Source organism: Sphingopyxis sp. 10G20-10, from assembly GCF_057365075.1.
In genome coordinates this window covers 1,433,703-1,453,453 of record NZ_CP195117.1, presented here as the reverse complement: position 1 = coordinate 1,453,453, position 19,751 = coordinate 1,433,703, and the positions used below count along the sequence as shown (strand labels likewise).

General features: G+C 58.0%; 15 protein-coding genes. 12 read left to right on the top strand and 3 right to left on the bottom strand.

Annotated elements, in window-relative coordinates:
- The first annotated feature begins 7 nt into the window (after positions 1-7).
- The 4 genes from rplI (at position 8) to ACR3XE_RS07090 (ending at position 4,508) form a co-directional block, all read left to right on the top strand.
- Complete coding sequence (gene rplI, locus ACR3XE_RS07105) at positions 8-691, top strand: 50S ribosomal protein L9 (RefSeq protein WP_473698327.1); 684 nt, start codon at positions 8-10, stop codon at positions 689-691.
- A 150-nt stretch (positions 692-841) separates the two neighbouring features.
- Positions 842-2,809, top strand: a complete 1,968-nt coding sequence (locus ACR3XE_RS07100; RefSeq protein WP_473698328.1) for an alpha/beta hydrolase family protein — start codon at positions 842-844, stop codon at positions 2,807-2,809.
- A 317-nt stretch (positions 2,810-3,126) separates the two neighbouring features.
- On the top strand, positions 3,127-3,840 hold the full coding sequence (locus tag ACR3XE_RS07095) for a hypothetical protein (RefSeq protein ID WP_473698329.1): 714 nt from the start codon (positions 3,127-3,129) through the stop codon (positions 3,838-3,840).
- A gap of 11 nt (positions 3,841-3,851) precedes the next feature.
- Entirely contained in the window at positions 3,852-4,508 is a 657-nt protein-coding gene (locus ACR3XE_RS07090) for a Fe2+-dependent dioxygenase (protein ID WP_473698330.1), read from the top strand.
- Positions 4,509-4,525: 17 nt separating this feature from the next.
- Here the strand turns inward: ACR3XE_RS07090 and folE are convergent, their stop codons facing one another.
- Positions 4,526-5,128 carry a GTP cyclohydrolase I FolE gene (gene folE / locus ACR3XE_RS07085; RefSeq protein WP_473698331.1) on the bottom strand — a complete coding sequence of 201 codons (603 nt, stop codon included), beginning with the start codon at positions 5,126-5,128 and terminating at the stop codon, positions 4,526-4,528.
- 431 nt (positions 5,129-5,559) lie between these two features.
- On the opposite strand from folE, the gene ACR3XE_RS07080 reads away from it, so the two are divergent.
- Entirely contained in the window at positions 5,560-8,544 is a 2,985-nt protein-coding gene (locus tag ACR3XE_RS07080) for a TonB-dependent receptor (RefSeq protein WP_473698332.1), read from the top strand.
- 129 nt (positions 8,545-8,673) lie between these two features.
- Here ACR3XE_RS07080 and ACR3XE_RS07075 read toward each other — a convergent pair whose 3' ends face one another.
- Both ACR3XE_RS07075 and ACR3XE_RS07070 read right to left on the bottom strand, forming a co-directional pair.
- The gene (locus tag ACR3XE_RS07075; RefSeq protein WP_473698333.1) at positions 8,674-11,211 is read right to left on the bottom strand and encodes a TonB-dependent receptor; all 2,538 of its coding nucleotides are present in this window, start codon (positions 11,209-11,211) and stop codon (positions 8,674-8,676) included.
- A 435-nt stretch (positions 11,212-11,646) separates the two neighbouring features.
- Positions 11,647-12,459, bottom strand: a complete 813-nt coding sequence (locus ACR3XE_RS07070) for a flagellin N-terminal helical domain-containing protein (protein ID WP_473698334.1) — start codon at positions 12,457-12,459, stop codon at positions 11,647-11,649.
- Between the two features lie 252 nt (positions 12,460-12,711).
- Here ACR3XE_RS07070 and fliE point away from each other — a divergent pair, with 252 nt between their 5' ends.
- The 7 genes from fliE to ACR3XE_RS07035 all read left to right on the top strand — a co-directional run bounded on the left by fliE (position 12,712) and on the right by ACR3XE_RS07035 (position 19,736).
- Positions 12,712-13,059, top strand: a complete 348-nt coding sequence (fliE, locus tag ACR3XE_RS07065) for a flagellar hook-basal body complex protein FliE (RefSeq protein ID WP_473698335.1) — start codon at positions 12,712-12,714, stop codon at positions 13,057-13,059.
- A 3-nt stretch (positions 13,060-13,062) separates the two neighbouring features.
- Positions 13,063-14,727 (top strand): flagellar basal-body MS-ring/collar protein FliF, encoded by a 1,665-nt coding sequence (fliF, locus tag ACR3XE_RS07060; RefSeq protein ID WP_473698336.1) that lies wholly within the window; start codon positions 13,063-13,065, stop codon positions 14,725-14,727.
- Complete coding sequence (locus ACR3XE_RS07055) at positions 14,717-15,766, top strand: flagellar motor switch protein FliG (RefSeq protein ID WP_473698337.1); 1,050 nt, start codon at positions 14,717-14,719, stop codon at positions 15,764-15,766. Before fliF ends, ACR3XE_RS07055 begins: the two co-directional genes overlap by 11 nt.
- The gene (locus tag ACR3XE_RS07050) at positions 15,759-16,343 is read left to right on the top strand and encodes a FliH/SctL family protein (RefSeq protein ID WP_473698338.1); all 585 of its coding nucleotides are present in this window, start codon (positions 15,759-15,761) and stop codon (positions 16,341-16,343) included. Before ACR3XE_RS07055 ends, ACR3XE_RS07050 begins: the two co-directional genes overlap by 8 nt.
- A 278-nt stretch (positions 16,344-16,621) precedes the next feature.
- Positions 16,622-17,950, top strand: a complete 1,329-nt coding sequence (locus ACR3XE_RS07045) for a FliI/YscN family ATPase (RefSeq protein WP_486186009.1) — start codon at positions 16,622-16,624, stop codon at positions 17,948-17,950.
- Positions 17,947-18,393: a hypothetical protein gene (locus ACR3XE_RS07040; RefSeq protein WP_473698339.1), complete on the top strand. Its 447-nt coding sequence runs from the start codon at positions 17,947-17,949 to the stop codon at positions 18,391-18,393. The genes ACR3XE_RS07045 and ACR3XE_RS07040 overlap by 4 nt, the downstream gene beginning before the upstream one ends.
- A complete protein-coding gene (locus ACR3XE_RS07035) occupies positions 18,393-19,736 on the top strand; it encodes a flagellar hook-length control protein FliK (RefSeq protein WP_473698340.1) in 1,344 nt (447 codons plus the stop codon). Before ACR3XE_RS07040 ends, ACR3XE_RS07035 begins: the two co-directional genes overlap by 1 nt.
- Positions 19,737-19,751: the final 15 nt, after the last annotated feature.

Sequence of the window (19,751 nt, the reverse complement as noted above, 5' to 3'; positions counted from 1 at the left end):
TAGTCCGATGGAAATCATCCTGCTCGAACGTATCGAGAAGCTGGGCGGTATTGGCGATATCGTCACCGTCAAGAACGGCTTTGCCCGCAACTTTTTGCTCCCGAACAACAAGGCGCTCCGTGCGAACGAAGCCAACCGCAAATTGTTCGAAGCCAATCGTGCCAAGATCGAAGCCGACAATGCCGAGCGCCGCACCGCCGCCGAAGGCCATGCCAAGAATGTCGATGACAAGCAGATCGTCCTGATCCGCCAGGCATCGAACACCGGCCAGCTTTACGGGTCGGTCTCGGTTCGTGACATTGCCGAAGCGCTGACCGAAACCGGCGTCGAAGGCGTGACCAAAGCGATGGTCGAGCTCGAACGCCCGATCAAGGCGCTGGGCCTCGTCGACGTCAAGGTGCGCTTGCACCCTGAAGTTGTCGTGACCGTTGGCGTCAACGTTGCGCGCTCGCCCGACGAGGCCGAGCTGCAAAAGCAAGGTATCGACGTTATCGCTGCCATGTTCGAAGAAGAACAGGCAGAAATCGCCGCAACGGCCCTTGAGCCCGACAGCGAAGACGAATTTGACGACGCAACGCCGCCTTCAGAAACGGCTGACTCGGACGATGGCGAAGCAACGACAGAGACAGAAGCTGAGGCTGATGCCACAGTTGCTGACGAGACGTCGGAAGAAGAGACCAACGAAAAATAATCGTTTCCACTCAGTCTGCCAAGAATCAGGGCTCCCGATCTTCGGATTCGGAGCCCTTTTTCATGACCATATCCCGCGCATCATGCCCGATGCTTGACGTCTATTCTGCAAGGCTTAGTAGAGACGTGATACATAGGGGGCGAGTAGAAAATGCTGGGTTGGATAAAATGGACTGCCATATTATTTGCTGCAAGCGTGCTGACGTCCACGCTTTTCCTGACAACGGCCGCCAACGCGGCACCGAAGATCGAGGATTTTGGTGCCCTTCCGGCGTTCGAAAATGCGGCGATTTCTCCCGACGGCAAATCAATTGCCCTCTTGGTTACACTTGACGACAAGTTGGTTTTACTGGTCACGCAAGCCGGCAAGGTCGTGAAAAAATTTGTCCTTGCTGACCAAAAGGTCCGCGCCATGGATTGGGCCGACAATGATCAGGTCATGCTGCTTATTTCGCAAACCGAAAATCTGGGCCAGAATTTCACTGCCGACCAATATGAAATTTCGCGAACCGTCTTTGTGCCGCTTAATGGAGACGATCCTAATTGGTTGTTTGCCAACAAGCGCGACATCGCCACCGGAACCTTCGGGCAATTCGGAACCCGATTGGTTGATGGCGAACAAGTCGGATATTTCGGTGGGATCGAACTGGCCGCTGGCGATCACGCTGCGGCCGGCGGTATCTTTCAGGGCGGTAGCAGGTCCCTATTCCGCGTCGGCCTAGCCGACAAAAAAGTCACCCGAATCTATGGCCCGGCACGCCAAGGTGAGTGGCGCGATTGGCAGATCGATGCCAACGGGAATATTGCCGCGATTTTGAATGTCGTAGTAAAGACCGGCGATTGGACGATCCGAAATGTCGATGGCGAAACCTTGGCCAGCGGGACAAGCCCCCAAGGCGGCGTTTCATTGGCTGGCATGAGCGCCGATGGGAAGGGAATCATATATTTTCTGGAGGACGAAGATACCAGCATCTCTCGTGCTTTCGAAGCGCCACTTGATATGCAGTCGCTGCCAAAAGAGATGTTTGCAGACATAAATTTGGAAGAACTGATCTTCCATCCGCGCACGGGATTGCTGATCGGCTATCGCAGCCAGGACCCTGCAGTCGGTATTCAGTTTTTCGACCCGAAACTCAATGCTTGGGTCGGCAAGATCAAGCACGCGTTTCGCAAAGTTCATTTCCGGCTGGTCAGCTGGGATGACCAAATGAATAATTTCATCGCACGTAGCAGCGGCAATCAGGATTCAGGCACTTGGTGGCAGCTCGATCGCGCTGCCCTATCGGCCAATGCCATTGGCTATGAGCGACCCAAAATTCCCGCCGCAAGTGTCGGCGCGATCTCAACGGTGGACTATCAGGCGGCAGACGGTTTGGCACTCAGCGGAATCCTGACCCTGCCGCCCGCTATAGAGGCCAAGAATCTGCCGGTCATCCTCTTGCCTCATGGCGGCCCAACAGCGCAGGATGATGCGACATTCGACTGGTGGGCGCAGGCAATGGCGGCGCAAGGCTATGCCGTATTTCAGCCCAATTTCCGTGGCTCGACCAATCAGGATGCCGCCTTCATGCGCGCAGGACGCGGCGAATGGGGCCGTAAGATGCAATCAGATATTTCCGATGGCCTTGCCTATCTGGCCAAACAAGGAATTGTCGATCCAAAGCGTGCCTGTATAGTCGGGGCTAGCTATGGCGGTTATGCCGCGCTTGCAGGCGTTACGTTGCAGCAGGGCCTGTATCGTTGCGCGGTATCGGTTGCGGGAGTAAGCGATTTGAAGCTTATGACTTCCACCGATTTACGCGAAAGTGGCAATAATCCGATGCTAAAACGCGGCCTCGCGATAGAAATCGGAAAGGGCCGTGAATTGTCTGAAGTGTCGCCTCGCAACTTTGCCGCGCGCGCTGACGCACCTATTTTGTTGATCCACGGTGAAGATGATACGGTGGTGCCCTATAAGCAAAGCAAGGTTATGGAGGACGCTCTGGAAGACAGCGGCAAGTCTGTTGAATTGATCAAGCTGCCCGATGAAGATCATTGGTTGTCGCGATCACCAACACGCATCGCAATGCTGAAATCGCTGATTGCCTTTGTGAAGCGTTACAATCCGCCTGACCCATGACAAAAAAAGAGCATAGAGCAGGGACAACCGCTGGCACGAGGCGGTTTCCGATGATGGCCGATGTCGTTAATGACCGCATCCTGCTGTGTGACGTAACCGACGCAGACATTCGCAATGCCAGTTTTCTTGACCAGCGACTATTCCATGACGCGATGCCGCGACAATGGGCGGCTTGGCCTGACACGTCACCTCCCGAAAGCGTCGGCGACGGACAGTTTATCTTTCATATCGGCCATGTCGGCTCAACTTTATTGTCGCGTCTCGTGTCGCAGAGTGAGAAAATTCTGCCCCTGCGCGAGCCGCTGTTGCTCCGAACATTGGCCGAAGTTCATGGCCAACTGAGCACCGCTGGCGCCTGTTGGAATACGCAAGACTATTCCAATCGTCGACAGCAGATTCTGGGATGGCTAAACAGTTTCTGTGCGCCCCACCAGCAGGCACAGATCAAGACAACCAGTTTCGTGACGAGCATTGCCGACCAGCTGATCGGATCGAGCGCACGCGCGCTGTTTCTTTTTACGCCGCTTGATCGTTATCTTGAAACAATGCTTGCTGGACCGGCCTCGACGCAGGAGGCGTTGACCATGGCCTCGGCAAGAATCACCCGGCTGGATCAGATGCTGCCAGATTTCCCTTTTCAGCTGTGGGAATTGCCTCCCGTCACGCGCATCGCGATGGGCTGGCTTTGTGAAATGGCGACGGCATTGCGAACGCTTTCCGCCGACAACGGCCAGACGCGATGGCAAGACTTCGAGGATTTTTTACGCCGCCCCGAAGAACAGTTAGGCGCCATAATGCGACATTTGAACCTGCCCATAGAACCGGCAGAGATCGAGGCATTGTTGGCTGGCCCTGTCATGCACCAATATTCCAAAGCCCCGGAGCATCGCTATAGCCCCGCCCTTCGCCGCGAGCTGCAACACGATGCGGCTTCACGGCATCGTGATGCCATTGACGCCGGCATGAAATGGGTGGAATCGATTATGGCGCGCTACGAAAATCTCGGCGATCTGCCAATCAGCAAGACTTAGGGACGTACTAAATGTTCAAGCAAATCGACCTACTCGACGAAGCGAGCCTTGACGAACTACGTGCCATTGCCGCGAACGCCGCTTTTGTCGATGGCAAGATCAGCAACCCGCATTCACAGATCAAAAATAACCTGCAGCTGCACGACGCCGCCGCCTATGACAAATCATCCCAAATGATTCTCGACGCAATGCTCGCAAATCCAGAATTTATGGAATTCGCTCTGCCGGCCCGCATCGCGCCGCCAATGATGACGCGCTATACGCCCGGTATGCACTATGGTCTGCACCCTGACGCTGCCTATATCTCTTTGCCTAATGGCCCCATCCGCACCGATGTTAGTGCAACAATTTTCCTGAACGATCCGGACAGCTATGAAGGCGGCGCGCTGCATGTTCAGCTTGGCGATGCCGATTTGCGATTCAAAGGGGCTGCGGGCACGGCAATCATTTACCCCTCGCATACACTGCATGAGGTCGAACCCATATTGAAAGGCGAACGACTGGTCGCGATCACCTTCATCCAGAGTGTGATCCCCAACGTGGCGCATCGCGGAATAATTTATGAGCTCAATGAAGTGGCGGCACTTGAGGGATTAAAGATGGAGCCCGACAACTATACGCGGCTGCAAGCCGTCCAGCACCATCTGACGCGGATGTGGCGGCGCTAGACTCTCCGAGAACAGGGTCAATATCCCATCAGGCTCAGCACTTCCTTGCGGCTGCGTTGATCATCTAGGAAACAGCCAAGCAAGCGGCTTGTCACCATGCCGACACCCGGCGTGCGGACGCCGCGACCGGTCATGCAGCCATGCTGTGCATCAATCACCACGGCGACGCCGGACGGCTGGAGATTATCCCAGATACATTGCGCGACCTGAGCAGTCAGCCGTTCCTGCACCTGCAATCGCCGCGCATAGCCGTGCAGCACGCGTGCCAGTTTGGAAATGCCGACGACCCGATCCTTGGGCATATAGGCGATCGACGCCTTGCCGGTGATCGGCGCCATATGATGTTCGCAGTGCGACTGAAACGGAATGTCGCGGAGCAACACCAACTCGTCATAGCCGCCAACTTCCTGAAAAGTGCGGCTCAGATGATCCGCCGGATCCTCTTGATAGCCTTGGCAATATTCGAGCCATGCCCGCGCAACGCGGTGCGGGGTGTCGCGCAATCCTTCACGCGCCGGATCCTCTCCCGCCCATTCGATCAGCGTGCGCACGGCATCCGCGACAGAGTCGGGAACAACGGGCTTGCCATCGGCGCCAATCTCTATGCTGCTTTTCGTCATTTGCTCGCTTTCACTGTTGCTAACATGTCGCACATTTCGGGGGGAATAGCGTCCGGGGCAAGAGCTAACGCCCAATTTATTTCGTCCTGAATCAAGGGTGACGTTGCGGAAACGGGCATTTTTCAACTTTGTTGTAAGATAATTTCATTTCGCAACATCATCGCAAACAAGTGACTTGACGCTTTGGTCAACTAGGCGCAGCTTTATGTGGATACAGAACCCGTTCAAGCGGGTCGGAATCGGAGAGGTCGGGGCTTCCCCAGCACCGACGGGAGAGGATGATGACCAGCACAGCTGGCAGCGTGTACATGGCCCAGCGCCAGTCCATCAGGATTTGGCGTCAGGATGATTGCGCGCAAAATTCCCCTCCCAAAATGGTTGATTATCATCAGCAGCCCGCAACAATCGGTCTGTAAGAGGGAGGAAAGAATATGAAGTGCAAGGCATTGATCGGAACCTCGGTCCTGGCGATGACGCTGGCGAGTCCGGCACTCGCTCAGGATGCGCCTGCAGCACCCGAGCGTGACGCGTTTGGGGGCGAAATCGTCGTTACCGCCCAACGCCAGTCGGAACGACTGCAGGATGTGCCGATCGCGGTCAGCGCCTTTTCTGCCGAAGCACTCGAAGCGCAGCAGATCAAGACGCCTTCTGACCTTCAACTGACCCTGCCGAACGTCACCTTTACCAAGACCAACTTCACCGGCGCGAGCTTTACCATTCGCGGCATCGGCGATCTGTGCGTCGGAACGACTTGCGACAGCGCCACCGCAATTCACTTGAACGGCGACCCGCTGTTCTCAACCCGCCTGTTCGAAACCGAATTTTTTGATCTGGAACGCGTCGAAGTTCTTCGTGGTCCACAGGGCACCCTGTTCGGACGTAACGCGACGTCGGGCGTGGTCAACGTCATTACTGCCAAACCCAAAATGGGCGTCTTTCAGGCTTCGGCCGAGGGCGAATATGGCAATTATGATTCGATGAAGGTCAAAGGGATGGTCAACATCCCGATTGGCGACACATTGGCCCTGCGCGTCGCAGGCATTTATCTGAACCGCGACGGCTATACCAAGAACACATTCCTCAACACCCGCATCGACGACCGCGATCTATATTCGATCCGCGGTTCGCTGCGTTGGGAACCCAGCCCCGACACCTCGGTTGATTTCCTGGCATCCTATTTCCACGAACGCGACAATCGCACACGCATTCAGAAACAACAATGCCAGCGCGATCCAACCGGCATTCTTGGGTGTTTGAACACCCGCCTGGACAATTCCCCATTTAACGGCAATGCCACGTTCACGGCAGCGCTGACCTCCCAGGAATTCCTCGCAACACAGGGAATCCCTACCGCATTCGCGCTCGGCAGCCTCTATGGCCCAGACATCTATGCCAACACGACAGTCCCCAGTGATCCGCGTGTCGTTAACACCGCCTTCACACCTCAATATTTCACCAGCGAACTAACGCTGCAGGGCAGGATCGAGCATAATTTCGGGCCGATCAAGGCACAGCTTTCTGGCCAGTATCAAAAGGTCAAGCTCGACGCGATGCAGGATTACAACAGCAATGTCGGGGACCGCTCGCTTTATGCAGGTGGTCTTGCAACATTGCAGGCAGCAGCAGGCGGCGCGTTTGGTCCGGGGTTCACACCATATTTCGCTCCCATCGCCGCTGCGCTGATTCCGGACGGCCCCACCGGGCAACTCTGCGCATCGCAGGCCGATGATACAGGCTTTGGTGCCTTCGGTGGCAATAGTTTTTGTGCCGCGACACCCCTGCAATTCGACCGGTCAAACCAATATAACAGCAGTTGGTCGGCAGAAGGCATTGTAAGCAGCGATTTCGACGGGCCGTTCAACTTCCTGCTCGGTGGCATTTATGCCGATTATCATCTGACCGAGAACAGCTATTATGTGAACGCCTTCCCAATCGATTATCTGTCGGGCGTTTTGGGGGCCTTTACCGCAGCGACGAATGGTCCTCCGGCTGGCCCGCTTCCGCCGTCCTATCTCGGTACTCCATTCTTCCGCAACAACACGGATGATCTGAAAATCAAATCTTACGGGATTTTCGGCGAAACCTATTTTGAGTTCAATGATCGGGTGAAGCTGACCCTTGGTTTGCGCTACAATAACGACAAGAAAACAGTTATCGCGCGGTCAACCCTTGCCAGCTTCCTCGTCCCCTTCGGGCAAACCGGAACGGCATTTGACTCGCCATTTGTCGGCTCTTTTGATGCCGACCCGGGCACGCCTGGCAATCAATTGTTCCAAACGCGCAGCGTTTCGTTCAACAAATTGACGGGCCGGGCCGTCCTCGACTTCAAAATTTCGCCGGACAATCTGATTTATGCCTCATACTCGCGCGGCTATAAATCGGGCGGTATCAACCCACCATTGCAACCGATCTTTGCCGTTCCTGAATCATTCAAACCCGAGCAGGTCGATGCGTTTGAAATCGGGTCAAAGAACACTTTTGGCAATGGTGCACTCCAGCTGAACCTGACCGGCTTTTACTATAAATATAAGGACCTTCAGTTGAGTAAGATCGTCGCCCGTACGGCGGTCAACGACAATGTCGGTGCTGACATTTACGGGTTTGAAGCTGAAGGCATTGTTCGCCCCGATCCCGATTGGGTTATCAATTTGGGTTTCAGCTATCTGCATACCAAAGTATCTGAAGACAAATTCACCAGCAACCCGCGCGACTTTGGCGGTGGCCGTGCTGACTCGGTGATTATCAAGGACATCACCAATGCGGCGAACTGCGCTGTTGCACCGGGAACCGCTGGAAATGCAGCAGGTGCCAACGCCTTCGTCAACGCCGTCAACGGCGCGATCAACGCTGGCGCAGTGCCAGGACTGGCGGCAGGTGCCGGATTGCAGCCCACAACACCCTTCCCGGCCGACGGCGGGATCGCCTCTACGGGTGCCTTCAGCGTCTGCGGTGCGTTGCAAGCCTTTGCAGCCGGTATCCCCGGTGTGTTCGACCCGACCGTCTTTGATACAGCCGGAATACAGGTCTTCTCCGCCGGTATCCCCGTCAACATCAAGGGCAACAAGTTGCCGCAGGCACCGAACTATAAGTTCAGCGCTGGCATCCAATATACGGCGCACCTGGGCGACAGCGACATGACGCTCGTTCCGCGCTTTGACCTTGCCTATACCGGCGACAGCTATGGCAGCATCTTCAACGGCAACGTCAACAAGATCAAAGGCTATGCCCAGGTCAATGCCCAGCTGCAGTTGAACAGTGCCGATGACAAATGGTTCGTCAAAGGGTTCATCCAGAATGTCTTTGATGCCAACAGCGTCACCGGCCTGTACATCACCGACCAGTCGTCGGGGAACTACACCAACATCTTTACGCTGGAACCGCGCCGTTACGGCATCGCAGCCGGGGTCAAATTCTAACCCTCGACTGACCAGTGAAACAAAAAAGGCCCGGCCATTCCATCGAATGGCCGGGTCGTTTTTTGTCCGCTAAACAATAGGCGAACCAAGACAGAGGGCGCGCGCGCCGCCCCTGCCCCGATTACCCGTTTAGAATTTGAACCGACCGGTCACACCATAGGTGCGCGGCTGGCTGGGATAGCCCGACACGCTGCCTGCTTGCGCCACAGCCGGGAATATCGTGGTCAGATATTGCGCGTTGGTGAGGTTGCGACCCCAGACGCCCACGTCCAGCCCGTTGACCAGCTTGATGGTGAAGGAGGCGTTGAGTTGGTTCACTTCACGCTGCAATCCGCCGACAAAACCAGCCGAGAAACCGGCCAGCCCGTCGACGACATCGACCGGGCTCTCATACAGATAATCCGCGTGCAACACGGCCTTGGTGCCGCCAGCAAACTCATGCGTATAGGTTCCGCCGGCTGACATGGACAGCGCGGGGATACCCGCCGGGGTGGCGCCCGAAATGTCGCCGAACGACGAATTGGTAAAGCGGTCATATTTGGGGTCGAGATAAGTGACCGCCAGATTCAGGTTCAACCCTTCGACCGGCCGCACCGACCCGTCAAATTCGACACCAAAGGTCGACTGCTTTTCGGCGTTGACCAGTTCAAAGCCCGTGCCGTTAAAGACGTTCGACTGGAACCCCTTGATCGACTGTTTGAACACCGCCAGATTGAGCGCCACCAGCGACCATTGGCCTTTGAGCCCGAATTCATAGACTTCTGCATCTTCCGGTCCGGCAAAGCGTGAACCGCTGCGCAGGTTCGGGGTCGCCAGACCAGCGCCGTTGATGGCGGCAATATTCGACGCCAGCGGACGGCTGTCACGCGACAAGTTGACCGAGCTAGCCTTAAACCCGGTTGCATAGGTCGCATAGACATTGACCGTGTCGGTCAGCTCATAAGAAGCGCGCAGGCTGTAAGCCAGATCGCCGTCGCTCGTTTTGCCGGGTTCAACGCTGTTCGGCACGTTGACGAAAGGCGGCAGAAACTGGAACGCCTTGAGCGGAGCCAGCGGGTTGGCGCTGCTGCCGTCGGGCAGAACAATGGTCGGGTTCGCCGCCAAAAAGGCTGCGGTAGCCGCATCAGCCCCGCCACCGATCAGCAGAGCCTGACGGAACGGCGTATATTGCGGTGCGTCGAGATCAATGCCCGAAAAAACGTCATTGCTGATGACGTTGGTCGAAAAATGTTTGCGGTCCTTGGTATAGTTGAACCCGCCGGTCAGGGTCAGTCGATCGGTAACGTCGAAATCAACCGTACCGAAGATCGAATAAGCTTCGTCCTTCAATTTATAGGCTTCATCAAGACCGTCACCGGTACGGAAAAAGGCGCCAACATATTGGGTAGGATCGCCATCAAGCGCGCCCAAAGTTCCTTCCAGTGCGGGCACGCTTAGCGCCCCACCGGTGGCGGCCTGAATCAACGCATTGCCATAGTTACGGAAATCCGCGCCGAACTGAATGTCGTTTTGCTGGTCAATTTTTTCGTGGAAATAATAGCCGCCCAACAGGAAATTGACCGGGCCGTCAAAATCGGACGTCAACCGCACTTCCTGAGTGAAGGTGTCGATACCTAGATTCTGGCTGTTGCGGCCCAGCAGGTCGGCACTGGTGAAATCCGAATCCTGATTGGTGTCAGCGCGAACTTCGCGATAGGCCGTGATCGACGTCAGCGCGAGCGCGCCCATGTCATAGTCAATCTGCGCCGAACCGCCGTAATTTTCGATCCGGTTCGTCGACAGGAAATTATTGTAAACATCAAAGGAAAACGGATTATTCGCATCGACGCTGGGGCCGCCAACCAGGGCGTTGGTGATTCCAATCGTCGGACCGGCAACAACATTGCCGGCGATGCAGCAATTCTCATCAACCTTGTCATAATCGCCGATCAAACGGATGCTGAGCGCATCGGTCGGTTCAAACAACAACTGGCCACGTACACCCCAACGGTTGCGGTCATTGACGTCAGTGCCCAGGTTCAAATCCTGTGCATAGCCATCGCGGCGGTTGTAATTTCCGCCGAGCGAGAAAGCCAGCGTATCGCTGATTGGGCCGGTTACATCGCCTTTGACGGTCACGGCGTCAAAATTTCCATAAGTCGCTTCGACCGAGCCGCCGAAGGTAAACTGCGGCTTTTGCGTGACGATGCTGATGACGCCGGCCGAGGCGTTCTTGCCAAACAGCGTCGATTGCGGACCACGCAGAACTTCGACGCGCTCCAGATTGGGCAGATCACCGATCTGAGCCGCTGAGCGCGACCGATAAACGCCGTCGATAAAAACCCCGACCGAGGGCTCGATGCCGGCATTATTGGCGCCATTGCCGAAACCACGAATGATGAAGTTGGTGTTGGCGCTCGATTGCAGCTGCAACACGCGCAAGCTGGGAACCGCCGATTGCAGGTCGATGAGGTCGCGGATCTGCGATTCTTCGATCTGCTGTGCTGATGTTACCGAAACGGCGACCGGCGTATCCTGCAATGTCTGTGACCGTTTGCTCGCGGTAACGATGATGGCATTGCCATAATCCGTATCGTCAGTCGGGGCGGTGTCCTGGGCAAAGGCCAGAACAGGGGTGGTTGCGGCGCACAACATGGTGGCACCCAGCATCATTGATCGCAATGTCATATTCACTCTCCAGATTGCCGGGCGGGGACGCGACCGTCCCTCATAGGGGAGACACCGGCAAGAGCGGTCCTCCTGTATTATCGAGACACCACGCGTCAACAGATCAGAGTGCAAGGTTTGATTTTTACCCGCCATTTGTGACCTATCTGCAACAGGTTGAGGCCGCCTCCGTCCGGGAACCGGAAAGGTTACGGACAAAATTCTCATCATATATGGAGGGAGGAATCAGGCTGTATGATGCCCCTTGGATATGCGGGCGGGCAATCGTCGCCGTTACGGCATCATGGGTGTGTGCTGATGTGGGCAGGCTAGGTCGAGCGCGCTAGTTCAAGGCGCCAGAACGACTTGATGCCCCGGCGTCGAAACGTCGGGGCATCGCGTCCAGTGCCAACTGGAGGGACCAGCCTCAATTGGCACATGGGGTGGGGCTCGGTCTTAGCGGAGCAGGTTCATAACACCCTGCTGGCTCTGATTTGCCTGGGCGAGCATGGCGGTCGATGCCTGCGAGAGGATCTGCGCTGCTGCCAATTTCGTCGATTCTGCGCTGAAGTCGGCATCTTCGATGCGCGATTTTGCAGCCAACAGGTTGGTCGAGGTCGACGTCAGATTGTTGACGGTGGCCTCGAGGCGGTTCTGAGCGGCACCCAGATTGGCCCGCTGCGTCGCAACCGTATCGATGGCGGTGCTGATCAGGCCCATAGCGGTCGATGCACCGGCGGCGGTCGACATATCAACCGTGTTCACGGCCAGACCGGTCGAGTTCATGGAAGCAAGCGTGATGTCGACGGTTTGACCCGAATCAACACCCGTCTGGATCTTGAACGTACCAGCAGCGTTGAACAGGTTGACGCCGTTAAAGTCCGTGCGGCCTGCGATGTCATCGATCTGGCCCAACAAGGCCGTCACTTCGGTCTGGACTGCGGCGCGGTCAGACGTACCGGCGGTGCCGTTGGCGGCTTGAACCGACAGTTCGCGCATACGAACCAGGATGTTGGAAACTTCGCCCATCGCGCCTTCAGCGGTCTGCGACAGCGAGATACCGTCATTGGCGTTACGAACAGCCTGATTAAAGCCGCGAACCTTGGCATCCATACGGGTTGCAATGGCGAGGCCAGCAGCGTCATCCTTGGCGCTGTTGATACGCTTGCCGCTCGACAGGCGTTCCATGGCCGAACTCAGCATGTTGTTGGCGATCCGCGAGCTGTTCTGCGAACGAAGGGCGCTCACATTGGTGTTGATAACTGTCATCGATCTTCCTTTCCGGCGCATGGCCCTGAAATAAAATGGTGCTCGGTGAGCAGCCACGAATTAGGTAACGACGGCACGCGGACAGCGTTAAGCATCCGCCGTCAGAAAAATGTCGAATTTCAGATTTACCAACTATGCAACCATATCAACATGCTGAAATATATATGCAAAAATATTTTGGCACGATGATTGCTTTTACAATTACACAGGCATGGTGCCTCGTAAGTAAGACGCAACCAAAGGCATAAACTGATGTCGACGATTGACCAAAGCAGGCTGCTGCAAATGCGCTCGTCCATTCTGAATCAGAACACGGCGTTGCAAAAGGCCGCGGGACGAAACCAGGTCGGTGGACCAGGCGCAGACGCTGGCGCAGGTGCCACGGATTTCAGCCAGACCATTTCGGCGGCGCTGGAAAAGGTCAACGCACAACAGGTCAAGGCCGGCGACGTAACCGATGCCTATCAGCGTGGCGACACCCACGACATCGTCAATGTGATGATCGAACGCCAAAAGGCCTCGCTCGGTTTCGAAGCGACGCTTCAGGTACGTAACAAATTATTGTCCGCCTATCGCGACATTATGAACATGCCGGTATAATCGATGACAGACCTTCCCGTCCCCGTTTCACAAACCTTGTCCGGCACCGAGCTTGCACGACCGGGTTCTATACCCCCCATCTTTGCGCCTGTTACGCAGTTCCTGCGCCAGCCGATGATCCAGCGCGCGCTCCCGGCAATTTCGATTTCCACTGCGCTGGGCATCGCCGCTATGGCCTATTTCGCAATGCAATCAGCGCCGCAAGTTCCCGTATTCACCGGCCTCGCCGATGCCGACAAGGCCGCCATATCCGAAGCCTTGCAAACATCGGGGCTGAATCACAGCATCGATAGCGGCACTGGCGCAGTCCTGGTCGACGCCGATCAGCTGCAACAGGCCCGCATATTGCTCGCCGGTCAGGGCCTGCCCAAGGCAAAGCCCAGCGCGGACTCGTTGATCGCCTCGTTGCCGATGGGGTCCAGCCGTGCGATCGAAGATCAAGCGCTGCAAGCCGCCCGCGAGGCTGACTTGGCCCGCACCATCGAAGGAATCGACGCCGTATCGTCGGCGCGCGTCCATCTGGCCATTTCCGAACCCAGCGTCTTTGTACGCGACAGCCGCCCGACGGCGGCCTCGGTCATGCTTACCTTATTGCCCGGTCGCTCGCTCGCTGCGGCGCAAGTACGCGCGATGCGCTATCTGGTCGCATCGTCGGTGCCCGGCCTCGATGCCGAACAGGTTTCGATCATCGATCAGTCGGGCGCGCTCTTGTCCGCCGATGCCGACAATGGCGACATGGCGGCATTCCAGTTACAAACCCGGATCGAAGATCGTCTGCGTCAATCGGTCGTATCGCTTTTGGCCCCGATGCTGGGCATGGGGAATTTCAGCGTCGAAGTTCACGCCGATGTCGATATGTCGGAAAGTCAGGCAACCCGCGAAACCTATCCCAAGGATGACCGCGCGTTGCGCAGCGAAGAAGGCAATCGCACCGAAGTCGCCTCGGCTGGCAAGCCTGCAATGGGCATTCCCGGCGCGCTCAGCAATCAACCGCCGCCCGACCCCACACTCGCTAACCGCCCGAGCACCGGCACCAACGCCGCATCTCCGGCCGACCCGCCGGCCAGCAACGAAACATTCTCGCGCAGTTTTGATGTCGGTCGTGAGATTTCGGTGACCCATCAGCCGCAGGGGCGCCTGAACCGCGTCTCGGTCGCTGTCGCGCTCAGCCAGGTCAAAGGCAAAAAAGCAATTTCATCTGCTGAGATGAGCAAAATCGAAGCGCTGGTTAAGGGCGCCGTCGGTTATGATGAACAGCGCGGCGACACCGTTGCCATTGGTCAACGCGCCTTTGTGCAGGCCGAGAAAGTCGATCTGCCGATGTGGAACCAGACATGGTTCCTGCCGCTTGCGCGTCAAATCGGTGCCGTGATGGTCGCTTTGCTTGCTTTCTTCTTCTTTGGCCGCCCGCTCATTCGCGCCGTCAAGCGCAAGACCCAGCAGCGCGAGCTGACCGAAGCCGCCATCGAGGAAACGCTGTTGACCTCGACCGACCTGAAAGCGGTGAGTCAAAAAACCAACGGGCGTGAAATCACGCTGGAAATGATCGAAGCCGCGCCCAGTTATGAGGCCCGCGCCAACCTTGTTCGTGCCTTTGTCCAACAGGATGCGGCGCGCGCGGCGCAGGTCGTCCGCCATCTGATGCTCGAGAGCAGCCATGCAGCCTGATCTGATCGAAGTCGAAAACGGCAGCGGCGAAGAGGCCGAAGGTCTGGCCGGTATCCAGGGGTCTGCCGCGGCGGCCATCCTGTTGATGCTGTTGGAGGAAGGTGATGCCGCCTCGATCCTCAAGCATTTCGAAGCCGATGAGGTCAAACAGCTCGCCAAGGCGATGTATGACTCCGCGCAAGCATCGGAAGTTGAGATTGAAGAAGCACTAGAACGCTTCGTCATCGGCAGCCGATCGGTCACGACGTTGGGCGTCGGTGCCAATCAACGCATCCGCACCGTCATCAACGAAGCGGTCGGCAATATCCGCGCCGATAATATATTGGCCGCCGTCGCACCGCAGTCGAGCGCCGCATCGCTTGAAATGCTGCGATGGATGGAAGTGCCCGCACTGAGCCGCTTACTCGCCAATGAACATGCGCAGGTGGGCGCTATTATCCTGTCGGTCCTACTTCCCGATATTGCCGCACAAGCGCTGGAAACCGTCGATGACACGCTGCAAATGGATTTGATCTATCGCGCCGCGCGCCTGTCTTCGGTATCGGCGGCGGCGATTGAGGATCTGGAATATATCCTGTCCCGCGCCAATGGGGCCGAACAGCACCGCGTCCAGCATAAGGTCGGCGGACCCACCGATGTCGCCAAGATTATGAAAGAAATGCCGCGCACGCTCAGCGAAAAACTCATCAAGAATATGAAACGCCGCGACCGCGCGATGGCTGATACGATCGAGGATGAGATGTTCATCTTTGAAAATCTGCGCGAGCTGGATTTCAAGAGCCTTGGGGCAGTGCTTCGGTCGGCGGACGCTGCGGTGCTCAGCATCGCGCTCAAGGGCACGGACAAGAGCATGGCCGAACGCTGCCTTGCGACCATGTCGGCGCGCGCCGCCGATACCATCCGCGACGAGATTGCCGAAATGGGCATGGTCAAAAGGGCCGATGTCGAAGATGCGCAACGCACGATCATGCTGATTGCGCGCCAGATGGCCGCCAGCGGCGAAATCATGCTCGCCAGCAAGGGCGAAGATTATGTCTAATGCGGGGTTCCAGCCATCCTTTATGGCGTCGGCCAACGCAGGGGCGGCCAGCTTTCGCCCGCTCTTTTCGCAGGATCAGCCCGCACCGGATGCCGAAGCCATGGCCCCGGACGAGCCCGACGATCCCTTCGCGCGCGGTGTCGAAGAAGGCCAAGCGCTCGCCGCTGCGGCGTTCGACGTCGAACGCCAACAAATGCAGGCACTGCTGGCCAATGCCGAGGCGCTGCAAGATGAACCCAGCGAAGAGCTGGCGCGGCTGATTGCCGAAACCGTCGCTTCCCTGGTGACGCAGATTGTCGAAACTGCGCCCATAGACGCCGAATGGCTGTCGGGTCAGGCGCACAAGGCCGCGCGACTTATTGGCGATTGCGACGCGGTGCGCACCATGTGCCTCCATCCCGAAGATATGGCGCTGCTCGACGGGCAGGCCATGCCGCTGGAAATGCGCGCAGACCCCGACTTACCGCGCGGGTCGATCCGCATCGATTCTTCCGCGGGCTGGATTGAACATGGGCGCGCGCAATTTCTGGTGGAGCTACGCACCGCACTGGGCGTCGCCGAGGCCGACGAGGGCTAAGTAACGACCGGACGACCATAAAGTTAAGCGCATAGCGTCAGAAAAATGTCGGCGGCACGAAAATTGACTGTCGCCTGCCCCACACAACCCTGAAATTACGCCATAAAGACAAAATGGCACGATGATTGCTTTTGGTTAATCGCAGGCATGATGCCCTGCGATGTTTAAAACCAAAGGCACGCAATCATGTTGATGACGACCCAAAGCCAGGAGCTGCCAACCCGCCGCCCGACTTTGCGCGCCGTCCGCACGGCCCAGAGCGTCGCGGGTGTCGGTCAATGACCCAGCGTATGGCCCTCAGCGCCCAGCAATTGCTCGAAGGTCTGGATTGCACCAATGCCGTGCCGCGTCATGTCGGCAAGTTGGTCGCGCACGAAGGCTTGATGCTCGAAGTCACCGGCTTTCCGCTTCCCATCGGCAGCAACGTCCGTATCCGCACAGCCAAGAACCAGCATACAGCAGGAGAAGTCGTCGGCTTTCGCGGTCATCGCAGCATTGTCCTGCCTTTTGACACCAATGTTCCCTTCGTCGCCGGTGCACGAGTCGAGCCTTATGGCGCCGGCGCGATGGTCGCCTGCGGCAAAGCTTTGCTCGGCCGCGTTATCGGCGCGCTTGGCGAACCGCTGGACGGGCGTGAGCCGGTCCGGTCGCGTTTCCAATGGCCGCTCGCGGGCCGCAAAGTCAATCCGCTGGTCCGCAGCCGCGTCACAAAGCCGATGGATGTCGGCGTGCGCGCCATCAACGGCTTGCTCACCATCGGCGAAGGCCAGCGCGTCGCCATCATCGCCGGGTCAGGCGTCGGCAAATCGGTCCTGATGGGTCAGATGCTGGCCGGTTCCGACTGCGATGTTATCGTTGTCGGGCTGGTTGGCGAACGCAGCCGCGAAGTCACCGATTTCGTCGAAACCAAATTGCCCCCCGCCGTTCGCAAAAAAGCGGTTGTGGTTGCTGTTCCCGCCGATCAGGCCCCGCTGCTCCGTCTGCGTGCCGCGATGCGCGCTACCGCCATCGCCGAATCTTTCCGCGCCGAGGGCAAGCGCGTCCTGTTGCTGATCGACAGCCTGACCCGCGTCGCCCACGCCCAGCGCGAAATCGGCCTGTCATTGGGCGAGCCGCCGACGATGAAGGGCTATCCCCCCTCGGCGCTCGGCCTCATCCCTTCGCTGATCGAACGCGCCGGCAATGACAGCCAGTCGGGCGGATCGATTACAGCCCTTTACACCGTGCTCGCCGATGGCGGCGATATTGACGATCCGATCGTCGATAGCGCCCGCGCGATTGCCGACGGCCATATCATCCTGTCGCGCACCCTCGCCGAACAGGGCGTCTATCCCGCCATCGATATCGGCAAATCATTGTCGCGCACGATGGTCGATTCGGTCAGCCCCGACCATCAGCGCGCCGCCGCCAAATTCCGCCAGCTCTGGTCTGTGTTCGAAGACAACCGCGACCTGATGATGATGGGGGCTTATGCGCCCGGCAATGATGTTGTGCTCGACGAAGCCATCGTCCGCCACCCCGACCTTTTGGCCTTTGTCGCCCAATCCATTGGCGACCTTGTCCCCTTTGCCACCGCCAGTCAAAAATTGATGGAGAATTTTGCATGAATGATGAGCAGCTTGCCCGACGCAAACGGATGATCCGTATCCGTGCCGTCGAACATCGCGCCGCGCAAGCGCGCCTGGCCAAGGCTCAGGGCGACCTCAGCGACCTGGCCCGGCTGGCGTCGCGGCTCGAATCGCTGCGCTCTGACCTCAATGTCGGAACCGGCGAAGTGCAAGGCATGGCGCTCAATTCGCTCGGTGAAATGGCCATGCGTTTGGAAGCCGCGCGCGAGCAACTGAAAAACCCGATCAACGACGCGATCGAACATCGCGATGATATGACCGCAATCCAGCGCAGCGCCCATGCCCGCGAAGAGAGCGCCAGCCGTCTTTATGACCGCAGCCGCGCCGCCGCCGAACTCGCCCGCGAACGCGCCGCCGACGCCAACGCACCGCGCCTCCGCCGGATGCAAGCCTGTTACCACAATGAAATGGAGCAAAACTGATGCTTCCGATGTCGCTTCAGACCGCTAACCCGACGACCACAGCAGGCCGCACTGCCGCCCTGACGTCCGCCGCCGCAACCACTGATTTTGCCTCGCTGTTGCCGACGGTGGCAGCAGTCGCTGATGATATGGCCGCGACTGCGACGGAACCCGACGCCCTGCCCGTTCGCGCCAATATCATCGACATTGCCGGTATCGCAGCATCCGCAACCCGCGCCGCCGGTCAGACGGAGGCTTCGGATATGGTCGCTCAGGACGTGGCAACCACCGCCCCGCAGCCTGCTGTTGTAACCGCCGAACAATTGGTTGCAGCCACGGCAACCGCCAAGCCCGCGCCCAGCGCGGCAGCGATCGAGACCGACGATGCGAGCGACGACGCCGACGCAACCGACGCAACGGATACGCCCGACGCCACTGTCAAAACCGATGGTAAAGCCGATGGTAAAGCCCCGGTAACGGTCGCCGCAGCAACGGACGCCGCCCCTGCCACGCCGACAGCAGCAATTGCTCCGGTCATTGTCGCCGCAACGCAAGTGGCCGGCACGACCCAAGCGCCCGCAACAGACCCCGCCGCTACACCGGCCCCTGTTGCAGCAAATGTTGCCGCCATGATGGCAAAGCCGGACGGAGGCAAACAGGCTGACGGGAAAGCTCCCGTCAGTGCAGAGCTGTCCAAAGGCGATGCTGGCACGGCCGCCAAAACCAGCGAATTCACCAGCATTGCCGGATCGAAAACCGCCGCCGTTACGCGCGATGCCGCCAATCAACAGCAGATCCTCACTTTCGCGGACTTGCGCGACAAGCTGCGGATTGGCCAGCCGGACGCCAGCCCGTCGTTGCTCGCAACGCAATCCAATCCGCTTCAGGCCACAACCACCCTGCCCCTGTCCGCCGCCGCCGCGATGGCACAGCCGAAATTCGACGGCACGCTGGATATGTCGCAGTCGTCACTCTGGCTCGATCAGCTGTCCAAAGATATTGCATCCACGGTCGATAAAAAGGGCGATCTGCGCTTTCGCCTGATGCCAGCCCAGCTTGGCGAAATGACCGTCCAGATGCGGATTGGCGACAATGGCATGGCGCTCAGGATGGAAACCCGCAACGAGGATGCCTCGCGCATCATGGCCCAGCATCAGTCGCACCTCAGCGATGAATTGCGCCGTCAGGGCATCCACGTCGCCAGCACCGACATCAGCTACACCGGAAATTCATCTGGTCAGCGCGGTCACGAACAACGCACGCGCAACCCTGACTATCCCTTTTGGACCGTCGAAACCGGCGTCGCCAACGATGACCAGGACACCGCAACCCCCACCCCGGCCCGCCGCGGCCGCTTCGCCTAATCAGAGAGAGACGAA